Raw genomic sequence first — 18168 nt, forward strand, 5'->3', positions numbered from 1 at the left:
CGTGTCCGTCGTCACGGCTTGTGAGACCTTTACTGCCATGACTGATACCGACATCAAGTCGCACAAAATCGAATTTCCCTGCAATGACTACCCGATCAAGGTGATCGGTGACACCAGTGTGGGCTTTACGGCGGCCGTGATGGAAGTGCTTGAAAAGCACGCCAAGGTCGACCTCAAGACGCTCGCCGAGCGTCAGAGCAGCAATGGCAAATACACCACTGTGCAACTGCACATTGTTGCTACCGGCGAAGACCAGTTGCGCGATATCAATAGTGCCTTGCGCGCTACGGGTTTCGTGCACATGGTGCTCTGATGGCGGCTACGCTGGGTTTTCGTGATCTGGGCCTGATCGATTACGAAACCGCCTGGCACGCCATGAAGCGCTTTACCGACGAGCGTGGCCGCGAGGCTGCCGATGAAGTCTGGCTGGTCCAGCATCCGCCGGTTTTCACCCAGGGACAGTCCGGCAAGGCCGAGCATTTGCTGCTGCCGGGTAATATTCCTGTCGTACAGGTCGATCGTGGCGGCCAAGTGACTTATCATGGCCCGGGCCAACTGGTGGCTTACCTGATGCTCGACGTCAGGCGCCTTGGTTTCGGCGTTCGCGATCTGGTCACCCGGATCGAGAACACCCTCATCGCCTTGCTCGCCGACTACGGCGTCAAGGCAGCAGCCAAGGCTGATGCCCCTGGCGTATACGTTGACGGCGCGAAAATAGCGTCGCTCGGTCTGCGCATTCGCAACGGCTGTTCGTTTCATGGTCTGGCGTTGAATGTCGACATGGACCTTGAGCCGTTTCGCCGCATCAACCCTTGCGGATACGCAGGACTGGCCATGACCCAACTGAGCGATCAGGCTGGGCAGATAGAATTTTCCGAGGTAAGTGCCCGACTGCGTGCGCAGCTCGTCAAACACCTCGACTACGCTGAGCAGGCGACCCTTACGGGCGGAATAAACCATTATGACTGACACCGTGCAAACCCTGATCCCGACGCTGGATGTTTCCGAGCGAGTGGCCCGTCCGAAAGTCGAAGCGGGCGTCAAGCTTCGCGGAGCGGAAAAGGTTGCGCGCATCCCGGTCAAGATCATCCCGACGGTAGACCTGCCGAAGAAGCCTGACTGGATTCGCGTGCGTATCCCGGTTTCTCCTGAAGTCGACCGTATCAAGCAATTGCTGCGCAAGCACAAGCTGCACAGCGTCTGTGAAGAAGCATCCTGCCCCAACCTGGGCGAGTGCTTCTCCGGTGGCACTGCAACGTTCATGATCATGGGCGACATCTGCACCCGTCGTTGCCCGTTCTGTGACGTGGGCCACGGCCGTCCGAAGCCGCTCGACGTCAACGAACCGAAAAGCCTCGCCATCGCGATTGCCGACCTGCGCCTGAAGTACGTGGTCATCACCTCGGTGGACCGTGACGACCTGCGTGATGGCGGTGCTCAGCACTTCGCCGACTGCATCCGCGAAATCCGCCTGCTGTCGCCGGGCGTGCAGCTCGAAACGCTGGTACCGGATTACCGTGGCCGGATGGATGTGGCGCTGGAAATCACCGCCGCCGAGCCGCCGGATGTGTTCAACCACAACCTGGAAACCGTACCGCGTCTGTACAAGGCTGCGCGTCCGGGGTCGGACTACCAGTGGTCGCTGACCCTGCTGCAGCGCTTCAAGCAGATGGTCCCGCATGTACCGACCAAGTCCGGGCTGATGCTGGGGTTGGGCGAGACCGACGAAGAAGTCATCGAAGTCATGCAGCGCATGCGCGAACACGACATCGACATGCTGACCCTGGGTCAATACCTGCAGCCTTCGCGCAATCACTTGCCCGTGCAGCGCTTTGTCCACCCGGACACCTTTGCCTGGTTCGCCGAGGAAGGCTACAAGATGGGCTTCAAGAACGTCGCCTCCGGGCCGCTGGTACGCTCTTCGTACCACGCCGACGAGCAGGCCAAGATCGCTAAAGCGATGCTCTGACAACAACACGGCGCAAAAAAAAGAAGGGCCAGGTAGTGATACCTGGCCCTTCTTTTTTGCGGTTGATTATCGTGCCGACTCTCTTCGTTGGCATGCCGTTCTGGACGCTCTGCGTCCTCCCGATTACTGCCCGACAGGCTTGCGCAGGTTTTCCAGCAATTCATGCGTCGGGTAACCGTCGGCTGGCCAGCCGAACGACTGCTGCGCACTGCGGATGGCCTTGCGTGTATTGGCGCCGATAATGCCGTCTGGCGCGCCTGCGTCGTACTGGCGTGCCGAGAGCAGGGTTTGCAGCTCAATGCGCTCTGAGCGGCTCAGCGGCAGGTCTCCGCGTGGCCAGCTGCCCACTACATAGCCCGCGCCCTTGAATCGATCGGAAAGCAGGCTGATCGCCAGTGCGTAGGAAGTCGAGTTGTTGTACTTGAGAATCGCGCGGAAGTTGTCCAGCACCAGAAAGGCTGGCCCGCGATAACCGGCCGGCAACAGCAAGGCGGCTTGTTGCTGGCTGGCAGCGACCGGAATGGCTGAGCCGTCCGGTTGTTTCAGGCCCAGTTGCTGCCATTCAGCAAGACTTTTGCGGGTCGTCGAGTCGGCCAGCGAGTAATCGAATCCCGAGCCGAGCACCACTTCAAAGCCCCAGGGCTGACCACGCTGCCAGCCGGAGCTTTGCAGGTAGTGCGCGGTGGAGGCGAGGGCATCGGCAGGGGTGTTCCATATATCACGTCGGCCATCGCCGTCAAAATCCACGGCATGGGTGTTGTAGGTAGTCGGGATGAACTGGGTCTGGCCCATCGCACCGGCCCACGAACCGAGCATTTTGTCCGGGGTGATGTCGCCATGCTGGATGATTTCCAGCGCGGCCAGCAACTGGCTCTGTGCAAAGCCGGGACGACGGCCTTCGTAGGCCAGCGTTGCCAATGAGCGTATGACGGATTGCGTACCCTGGAACGACCCGAAATTACTTTCCATCCCCCATACCGCGACCAGCGCCTGACGATCCACGCCGTACTGCTGCTCGATCTTCTGCAGGTCATCGGCATACTGCGAAAGCAGCGCCTGACCCTTGCGTACGCGTGCGGCAGAGATGGCACCGTCGAGGTATTCCCAGACCGGGCGGCTGAATTCAGGCTGGCTGCGGTCGGCCTTGACCACGCTCATGTCGGGGGTGACGCCGGCAAATGCCAGATCGAATACGTCCGCGCGGATACCTGCCTTCAACGCCTGGGCACGAAAGCCGGCCTGCCATTCGCTGAAGCTGACGGCGGGCTGAATCGTGAGGTTGTCATCAACGACCAGCGCTGGCGTAGGCGCTACGGCAGGAGCGTTTGTCTGCACCTTGCTGGATTGAAGAGGCGTGGCATCGGCTGCAGTGGGTTTTTCTGCGCAGGCTACCAGGGCAACAAGACTGGAGGCAGCGATGAGTTGGCGCAGCTGCGGGCGATGGGTAAAACGAGAAGGCATGCTTGAGTCCAAGGGTATTACCGTTAGGTGCAGACCATAACACGGCTAAGCGGTTGAAAGCGCCCCGGAAATGTTGCTCGATATCAGGCTGCCATAAAGCAGGAAGCCTCCCAGCTTTTAGACTGGAAGGCTTCGCGGCGGTAGCTGCCTTTGCCCTTGGCGGGTTGTTCCTGACGACTGCGGAACAAAGGCTGGGCGATGATGGATTTGGCCTTGTTCGGCCGCTTTGGCTTGCTCATGGCGGGTGCTCCTGATGGGTGTTGTAAAACGCTGCGAATCATCGGGCAGAACGGCGCGTGTGTCTAATAGTCGTGTGCTATGGCGCTGAGCGCGCAATTGGCTGATTGAATGAAGACCTTTGGGAGCGGGCTTGCTCGCCAGTTTGATCAAAAATCAAACTGATGCAGTAGCGCCATCATGATGATTGCAAGGGTGGCAACTCCCATGCCTGTCGCCCAATTTGCTGCTGGGGTTTCCGCAAACCAGGAGCCTTTTACAGGGTATTTGCCAAGCGTCAGGAGTTTTACGATTGGCCATCCGACCGGATAGAACATGGCACGAGCGACGACTTCAAACAGGCCAGTAGGCAGGTCGCACATGAGGTCTACTCCGCAGGCAGTGCCAATCGTTGCCCTGCCATCAGCAGCGCCAGCCGGCTCAGGCTGCTCCATGGCGAGCCTGCGGCCTGGCCTTTGATCTGCGCATCGATGCGTTGCGCATCCATGAGCAGCTGGCTCCAGCGTTTTGCCGAGTGGCGTTGCAGGGCTTTGCTCATCAGTGGCTTGCGCTTGTCCCAGATCGGCGGACGTGCCGAGCTGAACACCTTGTCCAGCGGCACGCCCTGGCTGAATTGTTGAGACATGTTGGCCAGGGCGCGCAGTTCGCGGGTCAGTGCCCAGAGAATCACCGGCGTTTCGACCCCTTCGCCACGCAGCCCTTCGAGCATGCGCAACGCATGGGCGGCCTCGCCATTAAGGACGGCATCGGTCAGGCCAAACACATCGAAGCGTGCACTGTCTGCCACCGCCGCTTGCACGGTCTCGACGGTGATCTGGCCTTCTTCGGCCATCAGCTTGAGCTTTTCGATTTCCTGCGCGGCGGCCAGCAGGTTGCCTTCGACCCTGGCTGCGATCAGTTCGACGGCGTCCTGAGTCGCCGCCAGACCCGCCTGCGACAGGCGCTGGCGAATCCATTGCGGCAGCTGGCCGATGTCCACCGGCCAGATTTGCACGAACTGGGTTTGCGCACCCTCGACCAGGGCCTTGCCCCATTTGGTTTTCTGCGCACTGCCATCGAGCTTGGGCAGGCTGATCAGCAGCAGCGTGTCTTCGGCGGGTCTGGCGCAATATTCCATAAGCGCCGCAGCACCCTTGTCGCCGGGCTTGCCGGAGGGCAGACGCAACTCCAGGAGGCGGCGTTCGGCAAACAACGACATGCTGGCACCCGCCTGGAGCAATGTGCCCCAGTCGAAGCTGGCGTCGGCGCTGAATACCTGCCGCTCATCGAAGCCTTGCTGGCGTGCGGCCGCGCGAATGGCGTCAGCTGCTTCCTGGCAGAGCAGCGGGTCATCACCGCTGATCACATAGACGGGCGCAAGTGTGCCTTGCAAGTGCTTGCCGAGTTGGGCGGGGGCGAGTTTCATGATTCAGAGGATGTCGGGGCCGGAAAACCGGCCCCGAACACTTATCTGGCTGGAACTTCGACAGGCGACTGCTGAGGTGTCTCGTCGCGGATTCGCTGAGCAGCCTCGAGTGCGTCGGCTTCGGCCTTGGCAACTGCGTCGGCCTTGGTCTGCAGTTCGTCCAGACGCGAAGGGGTCAGTTGCTGCAAGCGCGCCATCAGTTTCTGGATCAGGTCGTTGCGCATTTCCTGACGAACCTGAGAGGCTTCCTGATCGGAACCGGTCAGGTTGTTGCCGTCGTGAACGTAGGAACGGTCTGCGGTGACTTTATCGCCAAGCAGGAAGCGATCCCTGTCGCCATGCACTTCATAGGTCAGGGTGGTGGTCAGCTGGTATTCAGCCGAGCGACCCGAGCCCGAGTAGCTGATGGCGCGCTGAGTCTCGGCTTCGTTGGTCAGCATCAGCTTGTAAGGCGCGCCGGTGTAGACCTTGACGCCAGAGCTGGTCAGCAGGCGAGTGAGCTGAGTCACGGTTTCGCCATAGGCGTTGCGGGCGCTGACATCCAGCTCCTTGATCGCCAGCTCGGTGGTACCGGTGCCACGCAGCTGGAAGCCACAGGCACTCAACAGAACAGCCAGGCCCATCACCAGCAAATTGCGTTTGATCATCTTGATGCTCCCCTTGAATCCGTTTGGGCCGCCAGTGCGTGCCCTGGAAATATGTTCGGCGCCCTGCGTTTGCCGGGCGCCCGATCCAATCAGCTTGCGACGATGTTGACCAGCTTGCCAGGCACGACGATCACCTTGCGAATGGTCAGGCCATCAGTGAAGCGCAATACGTTCTCGTTGACGCGTGCAGCCGCTTCGACTTCTTCGCGGCTGGCACTGGCAGGCATCTCGATGTGACCGCGCAGCTTGCCGTTGACCTGAATCACCAGTTGCAGACTGTCCTGCACCAGCGCATGTGCGTCGAATGCAGGCCAGCCCGCGTCGATGACCGGCTCATTGTGGCCCAGTTGCGTCCACAGTTCGTGGCTGATGTGCGGCGTGATCGGTGCCAGCAGCAGGGCGACGGTTTCCACGCCTTCCTGCATCAGTGCGCGATCCTGCGGTGTGTTCTGCGGGGCCTTCTCCAGCACGTTCATCAGCGTCATCACTTGCGCGACAGCGGTGTTGAATTTCTGGTTCTGGCCAATATCCTGGCTCGCCTGTTTGATCGCCTGATGAATCGCGCGGCGTACAGCTTTCTGCTCATCGGACAATGCCGCAACGTCCAGGCCGGTCGACGGGCCTTGAGCCACATGCGCCTGAGCCAGACGCCATACGCGGCGCAGGAAACGATGCGAACCTTCGACGCCCGAGTCGGACCATTCCAGGCTCATGTCGGGTGGAGAGGCGAACATCATGAACAGACGGCAGGTGTCGGCACCGTACTGGTCGATCATGGTCTGCGGGTCGATGCCGTTTTTCTTCGACTTCGACATCTTTTCAGTGCCGCCGATTTCCACCGGCAGGCCGTCGCTGGTCAGTGTGGCGCTGATCACCTTTGCCTTGGCGTCTCTTTCGAGGGTCACGTCGGCCGGGTTGATCCAGGTCTTCTTGCCGCTGGTTTCCATGCGGAAGTAGGTTTCGGCGTTGACCATGCCCTGGGTGAGCAGGTTCTTGAACGGTTCGTTCGAGGTCACCAGGCCTTCGTCGCGCATCAGCTTGTGGAAGAAGCGGGCGTAGAGCAGGTGCAGGATCGCGTGTTCGATACCGCCGATGTACTGATCCACCGGCAGCCAGTGGTTGGCAGCGTTCGGCTCGACCAGTCCACCCTCGTAATGCGGCGACGCATAACGCGCGTAGTACCACGAGGACTCGACGAAGGTGTCCATGGTGTCGGTTTCACGCTTGGCCGGTGCGCCGCATTTCGGGCAGCTGCATTCGTAGAACTCGGGCATGCGCGCCAATGGCGAGCCTGCGCCGTCGGGCACGACATCTTCCGGCAGGACAACCGGCAACTGGTCTTCCGGGACCGGCACGTCGCCACAGGTGTCGCAATGCACGATAGGGATCGGGCAGCCCCAGTAGCGCTGGCGGCTGATGCCCCAGTCACGCAGGCGGAACTGGGTACGGGACTGGCCCAGGGATTTCTTGACCAGCGCGGCTTCAATGGCGTCGAACGCGTCCTGAAAAGTCAGGCCGGTGAATTCGCCGGAATTGATCAGCTCGCCGTGCTCACCGTAGGCCGGTTGCCATGGGGCAGGCGTTTGATCGCCGGCGCTGGTGCGGACCACGGGCTTGATCGGCAGGCCGTACTGGGTGGCGAACTCGAAATCACGCTCATCGTGCGCCGGTACGGCCATGACCGCGCCATCGCCGTAGTGCATCAGCACATAGTTGGCGACCCACACCGGCAGTTTCTCGCCGGTCAGTGGATGCTCGACGAACAACGAGGTCGCCTGGCCTTTCTTTTCCTGCGTGGCAACGTCGGCTTCGGCAACGCTGCCGCCTTTGCATTCATCGATGAACGCTTGCAGTGCGGGGTTGCCTTGCGCGGCCAGGGTTGCCAGCGGGTGTTCAGCCGCCACCGCGACGTAGGTCGCCCCCATCAGGGTGTCGGGGCGGGTGGTGAAGACTTTCAGGGCACCGGCTTCGCCGATCGAGGCCTGGTCGTACGGAAACTGCACTTCCATGCCGCGCGAACGGCCGATCCAGTTGCGCTGCATGGTCTTGACCTGTTCAGGCCAGCCCGGCAGTTCGTCGAGGCTTTCCAGCAGCTCATCGGCGTACGCGGTGATCTTGAAGTAGTACATCGGGATTTCGCGCTTTTCGATCAGCGCGCCGGAACGCCAGCCACGGCCATCGATGACCTGCTCGTTGGCCAGTACGGTCTGGTCGATCGGGTCCCAGTTCACGGTGCCGTTCTTGCGGTAGATCACACCCTTTTCGAACAGGCGAGTGAACAGCCATTGTTCCCAGCGGTAGTAATCAGGCTTGCAGGTGGTGACTTCGCGCGACCAGTCAACCGCCAGACCCAGGCTCTTGAGCTGGGTCCTCATGTAGTCGATGTTTTCGTAGGTCCACTTGGCCGGTGCGACGTTGTTGTCGATGGCGGCGTTTTCAGCCGGCATGCCGAAAGCGTCCCAGCCCAGGGGCTGCAGAACATTCTTGCCCAGCATGCGCTGGTAGCGGGAGATCACGTCACCAATGGTGTAGTTGCGCACATGACCCATGTGCAGCTTGCCGCTCGGGTAAGGAAACATCGACAGGCAATAGAAAGTGTCCTTGCCTGGCTGTTCACTGACTTCAAAAGACTTTTGCTCATCCCAGAACGTTTGGGCGGCGGCTTCGATTTCACGGGGCTGATAGAGTTCGTGCATGGCTACTTTTTACTAAGGATTAGTGACCCTTGACCTCTTCATTGCTTCGCCGAGTCAGGTCGGCACCGCGTGGCGGACAATTGCAACTGTCTGTGCGGTGCGTTCGGGCTCAAGAGCGCGGAAGTGGAATTACAGGAAGCGCAGTAGCATACATGAGGGCCGTCTATCGAGGGAAACCCTGATTGCTCCACTTGTGGGCTCAACGCCCGGCTGACAACCTCATCTGGCCGTTGGTCGTTGTTCCCTACCGGTTCTTGCAGCAGCGCTAAGCTCAAACGCGAGGGTGATGATTATCTTCGATGAGGTGAGCGGATGACAGAGTTGCAGCATGTTGTAAGCCTGACCCGGCTGTATGAGCGTCTGATCGACCGTCTCGGTCTTGCACTCGAGACGGCGAGTACCTCGGTCCGGCTCCGGAACGAGTCGCCTGCCGAGCTTGAGCTCAAGGGGCTAAGTCGTGCCGAGTTCCAGTTGATTGAAGCCTATCTCGAAAAAGGTTCCGGGGAAGCAGGCGCAGTTGTCGCGGACACGTCTACGAGCAGCGGTCTGATTACTGCGGAGCATGGCAGGTCGCCCCGTGCGTCAGCCACCATCGTCTGGCTGAAGGACCGGCGACGAGCCAAGGCATCAGTGCGGCTGGGCCGTAACTCTTAGGCTCTGTACGAAAAGTGGCTGGCTACCTCGGGCTTCCTGCTTCAGACATTGTCGCGTGTCTGCAAACATTCTAGGCTGCGGGCACTCATGGAGATGTCCCGATGCCGCTGCGCTACCTGCTCAAAGCACTTCTTTTGCCGCCCGGCATTCTGTTTGTCCTGCTGATCTTTGGCTGGTGGTTGCGTCGCACGCGGCCGCGTCTGGCTGCGACTTTTTTCGCGGTCGGCCTTGGCGGATTGTGGCTGATGAGCCTGCCGGTCGCCGTAGAGTTTGCCGCTCGTAAGCTGGAGCAGGTCCCTCCCTTGCCGCAACAGCAGTGGGCGACACTGGCGCAGCAGGCGGATGCCATTGTGGTACTGGGCAATGGGCGCGAGCGCAACTCGCCGACCTGGGGGACAGACACGCCCACCGGTCTTGGACTCGAGCGCTTGCGTTTGGCAGCTCGATTGGCGAAAGAATCCGGACTGCCGATACTGACCTCTGGCGGCCTGCATTTTGACCAGCCGCCCAGCGAGGCTTCGATCATGGCGCAGTCGCTGCAGGATGATTTTGCTGTAGCGGTGCGCTGGCAGGAGGGCCTGAGCCGCACCACGTGGGAAAACGCGACCATGAGCGCCGCAATTCTGCAGCCGCAAGGTATCAAGCGCGTGGTGCTGGTGACTCAGGCCTGGCATATGCCGCGGGCACGCTGGAGCTTCGAGCAGGCGGGTTTCACGGTGGTGGGTGCGCCGGTCGGCTTTCTGGGGGTCGACAACGCCAGGCCTTTTGGTGGCTGGCTGCCTGAAAGTCGCGTGTTCACGCAGAGCGGGGTGCTGCTCAATGAAGCCGCAGGCTTGCTGGTGTATCCGTGGATTTATCGGAAGGGGCAATGATCATCTGAAGCCGATTTCACCCGCGGGCAGATGAAACCGGCTTCGTGCAGTCATACGGTCTTGGAAATCCGTGCTGCCATCAACGCCCAGCCAAACAGCAGCAGGCAGACAATTGCCAGCGGCCACGAGCGCCAGTGCAGATACGGCGTGAGTTCATGCATGGGCACCACTTCGCCGTACAGCACGCCGCGTTCGAACTGCGGAATCTGCTCGGTGATCTTGCCGAACGGGTCGATCAGCGCGGTCACGCCGTTGTTGGTGGCGCGGATCATCCAGCGACCCGCTTCAAGGGCGCGCATCTGGGCCATTTGCAAGTGTTGCAGAGGGCCGATCGAGGTGCCGAACCAAGTGTCGTTGCTGACCGTCAGCAGCAGGTCGCTTTGCGCCGACAGGCCTGCGGCGAACTCCGGATAGACCACTTCGTAGCAGATGAACGGCGCGATGTGATAACCCTTGGCCTGCAATAACGCCTGATCGTTCGGCCCGCGCGCGAAGTCCGACATTGGCAGGTCGAAGAAGGAAATCAGCCCCCGCAGCAGGTCCTGCAGCGGCACGTACTCACCGAACGGCACCAGCTTCTGCTTGTAGTAGGTGCCGTCACCCTGACCCGTGACCGTGATGCCGTTGTAATAACGATACTCACCGCGCCCGGTCGGTTCACGCACCGGTACGCCGGTGATCAGCGCCGCGCCGCGGTCCGAAGCGAACTTGCCCATCATCGACAGATAGCCTTCTGCGCTTTCCTTGAGCACCGGCACGGCGGTTTCCGGCCAGACGATCAGGTCTGCCTGCTGCGAGCGGAAGGTCATGTCGCGGTACAGCGCCAACTGATCGTTGAGCTTTTGCGGGTCCCACTTCATGCTTTGTTCGACGTTGCCCTGCATTGCCGCGACTTTCAGTGGCGCGCCGGACGGCGATGTCCAGGCGTGCCCCTTGAGGGCAAGGCCTATGACCCACGGGGCCAGCAACAGCACCACGCCCATGGCCAGAAACGATTTGCGTGCACGCAGGCGGTGCAGGTTGCACAACAGTGCAGCAGTCATCGCCAGCGAGAACGAAATTAGCCATACGCCGCCGACGGGGGCGAGCCCGGCCAGTGGGCCGTCGAGCTGACTGTAGCCGGAATAGAGCCACGGGAAGCCGGTGAGAAACCAGCCGCGAAACGCTTCCTGCCACAGCCATAGCGCTGCGAAGGCCAGCGCATCGGCCAGCGGTGCCTCATTGCGACGCAGCCAGCGCGCCCAGACCCAGGCGGGCAGGGCGAAGAACAGGGCAATGGCGGCGATGAACAACAGCATCAACAGCCCTGCCAGCAACACGGACGCGCCGCCGTAGGTGTGAATGCTGACGTAGATCCAGCTGGTGCCGGCGCCGTACAGACCGAAGCCATAGCACCAGCCGCGGGCCAGTGCCTGGCGCGGGTTCAGGTCGCGCAAGCCCAGATAGAACATCGCCACTGCCACCAGCACCAGAGGCCAGAGGTCAAAAGGCGCCAGGGCCAGGGTCGTGAGCCCGCCAGCCGCCAGGGCCAGCAGGTTACCGGGCCAGCCGGGGCGGGTTATCCAGCGCATGTAGATTCCTTAAAGCAGCATCAAGTGTTTACGGACGTGAAATGGGCGTCACGCGCAGCAAATGAATGCGACGGCTGTCAGCGCTCAGGATGCGGAAACGATAGGCACCGATTTCAGTGATCTCGTTGCGCTTGGGCAGATGGCCGAAGGCATTCATCACCAGACCGCCCACGGTATCGAACTCGTCGTCCGAGAACGTGCTGTCGAAGAATTCGTTGAAATTCTCGACCGGCGTAAGGGCCTTGACCAGGAAGTCGCCGCTGGGCAGCGGTTTGATGTAGCTGTCTTCCTCGACGTCATGCTCGTCTTCGATATCGCCGACGATCTGTTCCAGCACGTCTTCGATGGTCACCAGACCCGCCACGCCGCCGTATTCGTCAATGACGATGGCCATGTGGTTGTGGTTGGCGCGAAACTCGCGCAGCAGCACGTTGAGACGCTTGGACTCGGGCACGAAGGTGGCCGGACGCAGCAGCTTCTTGACGTCATCGCTGTCGCCGTCGGCCTTGAGGATCAGCGGCAGCAGATCCTTGGCCAGCAGCACACCGAGCACATCATCGTGGCTCTCGCCGATCACCGGATAGCGCGAGTGCGCAGCGTCGATGACCGCAGGCAGAAATTCACGGGGTGTCTGGGTCGCTTTGATGCTGATCATCTGCGAGCGCGGCACCATGATGTCGCGCACTTGCAGGTCAGCCACTTGAATGGCGCCCTCGACGATGGCCAGCGCTTCGCTGTCCAGCAGTTTGTTCTGGTGGGCTTCGCGCAGCAGCTCAAGCAGCTCCTGGCGGTTTTTCGGCTCATGGACAAAGGCCTGGGTCAGTTTACCCAACCATGACTTTTGCCCGTTGCTCGATCGGTCTTCGCTCATAGCCCTTACTCGTGGTCCTTGCTTGGTGTGTCTGAATGGGGAAGGTCGGCACTTTCGTCGTCAGCGTAAGGATCGGGATAGCCCAGCTCCTCAAGCAACGTTCGTTCCAGTGCTTCCATTTCTTCGGCTTCTTCATCATCGATGTGGTCGTAACCCAACAGATGAAGGCAGCCATGAATGACCATGTGCGCCCAATGCGCGTCGATGGACTTGCCCTGTTCAACGGCTTCACGGTTGACAACCGGAACACAGATGACCAGATCGCCCAGCAACGGGATGTCCAGCATGTCGTCTGGAACGTCCGCCGGGAATGAAAGCACGTTTGTTGCGTAATTTTTGTGTCGCCAGGTGTTATTGAGCTCACGGCCTTCGGTTTCGTCAACCAGGCGGATGGTCAGCTCGGAGTCGGCACTGCGCTGACGCAAGCCCATTTCACACCAGAGGCGGAATCGGGCTTCGTCAGGGGCGCTTGTCTCGCTTGCAATCTGCAGGTCCAGCTCAAGCATCGCGGTGTTTGTCCCGTGGGTAACTGTTGTTGCCCGACGGACCATCGCTGAGGCGGTCGTCGAAACGCTCGTAGGCTTCGACGATGCGCTGCACCAGCGGGTGGCGAACCACATCCTTGGGTTTGAAATGCGTGAAGCTGATGCCCGGCACGTCCTTGAGCACATCGATGACATGCGTCAGCCCGGAGCGAGTGCCCTTGGGCAGGTCGACCTGGGTGATATCTCCGGTGATCACGGCCGTGGAGCCGAAGCCGATACGGGTCAGGAACATCTTCATCTGCTCGACGGTGGTGTTCTGACTTTCGTCGAGAATGATGAAGCTGTTATTAAGGGTGCGTCCGCGCATGTAAGCCAGCGGTGCCACTTCAATGACCTGTTTCTCGATCAGCTTGGCGACGTATTCGAAACCGAGCATCTCGTACAGCGCGTCATACAGCGGGCGCAGGTACGGGTCGATCTTCTGCGCCAGATCGCCGGGCAGGAAGCCCAGCTTCTCGCCAGCCTCGACCGCCGGGCGCACCAGCAGGATGCGTCGAATCTGCTCGCGCTCCAGTGCATCCACCGCGCAGGCCACCGCCAGGTAGGTCTTGCCGGTACCCGCAGGGCCGATGCCGAAGTTGATGTCGTTGCTGAGGACTTCCTTGACGTAACGCTGCTGGTTCAGGCCGCGCGGGCGAATCATGCCCTTTTTGGTGCGCAGCGAGACGCCGACTTCGGCGGCAGGGTGATTATCCAGGCCGTCCACCCCCGATTCCTGAAGGAACAGGTGGACCATGTCCGGCGTCAGTTCGGTACCTTTGGTTTCCCGGTACAGACGGCGCAGCAGGTTCTCGGCGGAATGATTTTGTTTGGGGTCGCCAATGAGCTCGAATTGATTGCCGCGATTGCGGATCTCGATGTCCAGGCGTTGCTCGATCAGGCGCAAGTGCTCGTCGAGTTGCCCGCACAAGTTGGCGAAACGATGGGCCTCGAAAGGCTCGAGGGTGAAACGATGAGGTTCTATGGGTGCGTTCAAGGTCGTTTAATGGCCGTCCGGCGGCAATTGAGATGTATTGAAGAATACCCCTAGCGCTGGTTGTGCGAAAGCTTTGCCTTGTTAAAGGCTGCGCCAGGGATTCACCGTGCTCAATGGTAGGGACCGCGCAGAAACGAATTCATTCGGCGATTCGTTTCTGCGGCGACACTCAAGCTTTACTGTAGCAGCGAGCCGCGCAACGAGTGAGGCTGCGCATCATCGATGTGTACATCGGCAAACTGCCCGATCAATTTGGGGTTGTCGCAGCGAAAATTGACGATCCGGTTGTTCTCGGTGCGCCCCTGCAGTTCGCCTGGGTCTTTCTTCGAGTAATCGGTCACCAGAATGCGCTGGATGCTGCCCACCATCTGCCGGCTGATCTCGAAACCCTGCTGGTTCAGGCGATGTTGCAGCGCGGCCAGTCGCTCTTTCTTCAGGGCTTCCGGCGTATCGTCCTTGAGGTCCGCAGCGGGCGTGCCCGGACGCGGGCTGTAGACGAACGAGAACGAGAAGTCGAAACCGACGTCCTCAATCAGCTTCATGGTGTTGTCGAAATCCTTTTCGGTCTCGCCGGGGAAGCCGACGATGAAGTCGGAACTGATACTGATGCCCGGCACCGCGGCCCTGAGCTTGCGCAAGCGGGACTTGTATTCCAGCGTGGTGTGGTTGCGCTTCATGGCCGCCAGAATGCGGTCGGAGCCCGACTGCACGGGCAAATGCAGGTGTTTGACCAGCTCCGGCACTTCCGCGTGGGCCTGGATCAGGCTGTCGGAAAATTCCAGCGGGTGCGAAGTGGTGTAGCGAATGCGGTCGATGCCATCGACGGCGGCGACTACGCGGATCAGGTCCGCCAGGTCAGCAACGCGGCCGTCGTGGGTGGTGCCGCGATAACCGTTGACGTTCTGCCCCAGCAGGGTGACTTCACGCACGCCGTTTTCGGCCAGGTGGATCACTTCGCTCAGCACATCGTCGAACGGACGACTGACTTCTTCGCCGCGGGTGTAGGGCACCACGCAGAACGTGCAGTATTTGCTGCAGCCTTCCATCACCGACACGTACGCGCTCGGGCCATCGACGCGCGGCTCGGGCAAGTGGTCGAATTTTTCGATTTCCGGGAACGAGACGTCGACCTGCGGCAAGCGGGTCACGCGTGCGGCGTCGATCATTTCCGGTAGGCGGTGCAGGGTCTGCGGGCCGAACACCACGTCCACGTAGGGCGCGCGATCGCGAATGGCTGCGCCTTCCTGGCTGGCCACGCAGCCGCCGACGGCGATGACCATTTCCGGATTGGCCAGCTTCAGCTCACGCCAGCGGCCGAGCTGGGAGTACACCCGGTCCTGGGCGCGCTCACGAATCGAGCAGGTATTGAGCAGGATCACGTCGGCGTCTTCCGCGCGAGCGGTGACTTCCAGGGCCTGATGTTCGCCCAGCAGGTCAACCATGCGCGAGCTGTCGTACTCGTTCATCTGGCAACCGTGGGTTTCGATATAAAGCTTTTTGGCCATGCGTGATGATCAACCGTGTCAGTGAACCGCGCATTATAAGGATGAAGGGCTCGGGTTCCTAGCGTCGGCTGTCCGACGAGGCGGGCGGACATGCTATAGTCCGTGCCCCTTTTTCATCTCTGATCGTTACCCGCCCGTTATGACCAAACGCGAAGCTCCAATCTACAAGGTGATTTTCCTCAACCAGGGACAGGTGTTCGAGATGTACGCCAAGCAGATCTACCAAAGTGATCTGTGGGGCTTTCTGGAAGTTGAAGAGTTCGTCTTCGGCGAGCGCACGACCGTTGTGGTGGACCCCAGCGAAGAGAAGCTCAAGGCCCAGTTCGAAGGCGTGGTGCGCAGTTTCGTGCCCATGCATTCGATTGTGCGCATCGATGAAGTCGAACGCATGGGCACACCGAAGATCAGCGAAGCACGCGGCACCAGCAATGTGATGCCGTTCCCCATGCCGATGCCGGAAAAGTAAGCGTTGCAGGTGTGAATCGCGATTGCCCTGAAAGATTCCTGATCAGGGCAACGGAGAGAAAGGACTGCGCCCTTCGGCGGTCTGCAGTTCAAGCAGGTACTTGCGGAAAATCTGCCCCAGTACCTGAGTGGCCACTTCGAGCTCGTCACGCGGCATCTTTGCCGAGACTTCGTCGGCAGCGTCAAGCGCCTCTTCCGAGCCATTGACCGCGGCCATTTTCAGCACGACGTAGGCCTGAATGTTGTTGGCCTGCACACCTTCGCCACGGCTGAACATCAAGCCCAGTTGGTACTGCGCCTGGGCATGGCCCTGCAGTGAAGCCTGCTCGAAATAATTCAGCGCCTGCGGCAAATCGCGAGGTGCATTTTTGCCCTCGTAATAGAACTCACCCAACTCGTACTGCGCCTGTGCGTCCCCACCCTTGGCGGCCTGCTGGCAGGCTTCAAGCGCTGCAGGCAGGTTCTCTGGCTGGGTATTGAGGGTGCAACGACCCATCGCCGGGACTAACAACGAGTTGCCGCCGGCACTTGCCAGCAGGGGATAGACAAGCAACAGGCAGCCCAATACAAGGGTGCGGCCGGTGCGGTTCATGGGAGTCGACTTACCTCTGAAAAAGGTGCGGGCATGCCCGACCAGCTAAACGTGCTGGCTGCGCATTATGAAATAAGCAGAGCCAACCTTACAAAGTCTTTACGGATTTTCTGCTGCACGGCTTTAAAACGTCCTTTTTTCGGGCGGATTACCTGAAAGAGGGCTGTCGTCAGCGTGTAGGTGCAGTGTTCGCATTGCATTGTAGAAGCAAAATACGGACTTAACGTTCAGTTTCATTCGTAGCCATCACTCGCGCCGGTTCACTGACACCCTGCGCGAGTGATGCCTGACGATTTTATTTCAGCGCAGCGAATGCCTTTTCTGCGGCATCCAGAGTCAGCTTCAGCTCGGCATCGCCATGGGCGATAGAAGTGAAACCCGCTTCGAATGCGCTCGGCGCGAGGTACACGCCGCCGTCCAGCATCAGGTGGAAGAAGCGCTTGAAGCGCTCGGAGTCACTGGTCATCACGTCTTCGAACGTGACGATTTCTTCGGCTTCGCTGAAGTACAGACCGAACATGCCGCCGGCCTGAGTCGTCACAAACGGGATACCTGCGGCATCGGCGCGCTGTTGCAGACCTTCGAGCAGGCGGCGGGTGTAGTCGCTCAGTTCGTCGTGAAAGCCGGGACGGCTGATCAGACGCAGGGTGGTCAGGCCGGCCGCCATTGCCAGCGGGTTGCCCGAGAGGGTGCCGGCCTGATAGACCGGGCCGAGCGGTGCGATGTGCGACATGATTTCGCGTTTGCCGCCAAAGCAGCCGACCGGCATACCGCCACCGATGATCTTGCCGAAGGTGCTCAGGTCGGGCGTCACGCCGTAGTAAGCCTGGGCGCCACCGAGGGCTACCCGAAAACCGGTCATCACTTCATCGAAAATCAGCACCACGCCGTGCTCGTCGCACAGGTCGCGCAGGCCTTGCAGGTAGCCAGGCGCGGGCGGCACACAGTTCATGTTGCCAGCCACTGGCTCGACGATGATGCACGCTACTTCCTGACCCACTTCGGCCAGCAGGTCACGCACGGCGTCGAGGTTGTTGAACGGCACGGTCAGGGTGTGTTTTGCGAAGGCCGCAGGTACGCCGGGCGAGCTGGGCACGCCCAGGGTCAGCGCGCCGGAGCCTGCCTTGACCAGCAGGCTGTCGGAGTGACCGTGGTAGCAGCCTTCGAACTTGAGGATGCTGTCGCGGCCGGTGAAGCCACGGGCCAGGCGAATCGCACTCATGGTCGCTTCAGTGCCCGAGCTGACCATGCGGACCATTTCCATGGACGGCACCAGTTCGCAGACCAGGTCGGCCATTTCGGTTTCCATGGCCGTCGGTGCGCCGTAGGACAGGCCGTGTTCCAGCTGGCTGCGCACGGCATCGAGCACGTCGGGGTGGCTATGGCCAAGAATCATCGGGCCCCAGGAGCCGACGTAATCCACATAACGCTTGTCGTCTTCGTCAGTCACGTAGGCGCCCGCAGCGTGCTTGAAGAACAGCGGCGTGCCACCCACGCTCTTGAAGGCGCGAACCGGCGAATTGACGCCACCGGGGATGTGTTTTTGGGCGTTGGCGAACAGTGTTTCGGAACGGGACATGATCGGGTCTCTGCTTTGAAACGGGGAATTCGTGTCTACGCTGGGGTCAGCCGAGGCGGGCAGCTTCAGGGTGGGCTGCTTTATTGGGTGGCATGAGCCAGAGAAGGCGCAGGAACACGCACT

19 protein-coding genes are annotated in these 18168 nt (G+C 60.5%); 6 read left to right on the forward strand and 13 right to left on the reverse strand.

Features of this window, described 5'->3' with window-relative positions:
- Window positions 1-37: 37 nt before the first annotated feature.
- Genes JOE29_RS03195 through lipA form a run of 3 tightly spaced genes read left to right on the forward strand, consistent with a single transcriptional unit; the run spans window position 38 to window position 1969 of the window.
- Window positions 38-313 (forward strand): DUF493 domain-containing protein, encoded by a 276-nt coding sequence (locus JOE29_RS03195; RefSeq protein ID WP_003313885.1) that lies wholly within the window; start codon window positions 38-40, stop codon window positions 311-313.
- Window positions 313-969, forward strand: coding sequence for a lipoyl(octanoyl) transferase LipB (gene lipB, locus JOE29_RS03200; protein ID WP_003313884.1), 657 nt, complete (start codon window positions 313-315; stop codon window positions 967-969). The genes JOE29_RS03195 and lipB overlap by 1 nt, the downstream gene beginning before the upstream one ends.
- Window positions 962-1969, forward strand: coding sequence for a lipoyl synthase (gene lipA, locus JOE29_RS03205; RefSeq protein ID WP_002555327.1), 1008 nt, complete (start codon window positions 962-964; stop codon window positions 1967-1969). The genes lipB and lipA overlap by 8 nt, the downstream gene beginning before the upstream one ends.
- 123 nt (window positions 1970-2092) lie before the next feature.
- Here lipA and JOE29_RS03210 read toward each other — a convergent pair whose 3' ends face one another.
- The 6 genes from JOE29_RS03210 to leuS form a co-directional block, all read right to left on the reverse strand.
- Window positions 2093-3430, reverse strand: coding sequence for a lytic murein transglycosylase (locus JOE29_RS03210; RefSeq protein ID WP_003421065.1), 1338 nt, complete (start codon window positions 3428-3430; stop codon window positions 2093-2095).
- A gap of 83 nt (window positions 3431-3513) precedes the next feature.
- Window positions 3514-3669: an alternative ribosome rescue factor ArfA gene (gene arfA, locus JOE29_RS03215; protein ID WP_002555325.1), complete on the reverse strand. Its 156-nt coding sequence runs from the start codon at window positions 3667-3669 to the stop codon at window positions 3514-3516.
- Window positions 3670-3816: 147 nt separating this feature from the next.
- Window positions 3817-4029 (reverse strand): hypothetical protein, encoded by a 213-nt coding sequence (locus JOE29_RS03220; protein ID WP_046266165.1) that lies wholly within the window; start codon window positions 4027-4029, stop codon window positions 3817-3819.
- 5 nt (window positions 4030-4034) lie between these two features.
- Window positions 4035-5072, reverse strand: a complete 1038-nt coding sequence (holA, locus tag JOE29_RS03225; protein WP_003368796.1) for a DNA polymerase III subunit delta — start codon at window positions 5070-5072, stop codon at window positions 4035-4037.
- A gap of 41 nt (window positions 5073-5113) precedes the next feature.
- Complete coding sequence (gene lptE, locus JOE29_RS03230) at window positions 5114-5719, reverse strand: LPS assembly lipoprotein LptE (RefSeq protein ID WP_003340893.1); 606 nt, start codon at window positions 5717-5719, stop codon at window positions 5114-5116.
- 89 nt (window positions 5720-5808) lie between these two features.
- The gene (leuS, locus tag JOE29_RS03235) at window positions 5809-8415 is read right to left on the reverse strand and encodes a leucine--tRNA ligase (RefSeq protein WP_046266164.1); all 2607 of its coding nucleotides are present in this window, start codon (window positions 8413-8415) and stop codon (window positions 5809-5811) included.
- 312 nt (window positions 8416-8727) lie between these two features.
- On the opposite strand from leuS, the gene JOE29_RS03240 reads away from it, so the two are divergent.
- The gene (locus tag JOE29_RS03240) at window positions 8728-9069 is read left to right on the forward strand and encodes a hypothetical protein (protein WP_003313875.1); all 342 of its coding nucleotides are present in this window, start codon (window positions 8728-8730) and stop codon (window positions 9067-9069) included.
- A 101-nt stretch (window positions 9070-9170) separates the two neighbouring features.
- Window positions 9171-9941, forward strand: a complete 771-nt coding sequence (locus tag JOE29_RS03245; RefSeq protein WP_024664303.1) for a YdcF family protein — start codon at window positions 9171-9173, stop codon at window positions 9939-9941.
- 50 nt (window positions 9942-9991) lie between these two features.
- Here the strand turns inward: JOE29_RS03245 and lnt are convergent, their stop codons facing one another.
- From lnt to miaB, 5 genes are all read right to left on the reverse strand, one after another.
- Window positions 9992-11512, reverse strand: coding sequence for an apolipoprotein N-acyltransferase (gene lnt / locus JOE29_RS03250; RefSeq protein ID WP_074997200.1), 1521 nt, complete (start codon window positions 11510-11512; stop codon window positions 9992-9994).
- 28 nt (window positions 11513-11540) lie between these two features.
- The gene (locus JOE29_RS03255) at window positions 11541-12383 is read right to left on the reverse strand and encodes an HlyC/CorC family transporter (protein ID WP_003368790.1); all 843 of its coding nucleotides are present in this window, start codon (window positions 12381-12383) and stop codon (window positions 11541-11543) included.
- A 5-nt stretch (window positions 12384-12388) separates the two neighbouring features.
- A complete protein-coding gene (gene ybeY / locus JOE29_RS03260; RefSeq protein ID WP_003313871.1) occupies window positions 12389-12889 on the reverse strand; it encodes an rRNA maturation RNase YbeY in 501 nt (166 codons plus the stop codon).
- Window positions 12882-13904 carry a PhoH family protein gene (locus JOE29_RS03265; protein ID WP_003313870.1) on the reverse strand — a complete coding sequence of 341 codons (1023 nt, stop codon included), beginning with the start codon at window positions 13902-13904 and terminating at the stop codon, window positions 12882-12884. Before JOE29_RS03265 ends, ybeY begins: the two co-directional genes overlap by 8 nt.
- Window positions 13905-14080: 176 nt before the next feature.
- Entirely contained in the window at window positions 14081-15409 is a 1329-nt protein-coding gene (miaB, locus tag JOE29_RS03270) for a tRNA (N6-isopentenyl adenosine(37)-C2)-methylthiotransferase MiaB (protein WP_003368786.1), read from the reverse strand.
- 139 nt (window positions 15410-15548) lie between these two features.
- On the opposite strand from miaB, the gene JOE29_RS03275 reads away from it, so the two are divergent.
- The gene (locus JOE29_RS03275) at window positions 15549-15875 is read left to right on the forward strand and encodes a DUF1820 family protein (protein WP_003313868.1); all 327 of its coding nucleotides are present in this window, start codon (window positions 15549-15551) and stop codon (window positions 15873-15875) included.
- 42 nt (window positions 15876-15917) lie between these two features.
- Here the strand turns inward: JOE29_RS03275 and JOE29_RS03280 are convergent, their stop codons facing one another.
- Both JOE29_RS03280 and hemL read right to left on the reverse strand, forming a co-directional pair.
- Window positions 15918-16466 carry a tetratricopeptide repeat protein gene (locus JOE29_RS03280; RefSeq protein ID WP_003313867.1) on the reverse strand — a complete coding sequence of 183 codons (549 nt, stop codon included), beginning with the start codon at window positions 16464-16466 and terminating at the stop codon, window positions 15918-15920.
- A gap of 295 nt (window positions 16467-16761) precedes the next feature.
- Window positions 16762-18045: a glutamate-1-semialdehyde 2,1-aminomutase gene (gene hemL, locus JOE29_RS03285; protein ID WP_003392017.1), complete on the reverse strand. Its 1284-nt coding sequence runs from the start codon at window positions 18043-18045 to the stop codon at window positions 16762-16764.
- Window positions 18046-18168 lie beyond the last annotated feature (123 nt).

The organism is Pseudomonas sp. PvP009 (genome assembly GCF_017832995.1).
Lineage (GTDB): Bacteria > Pseudomonadota > Gammaproteobacteria > Pseudomonadales > Pseudomonadaceae > Aquipseudomonas > Aquipseudomonas syringae.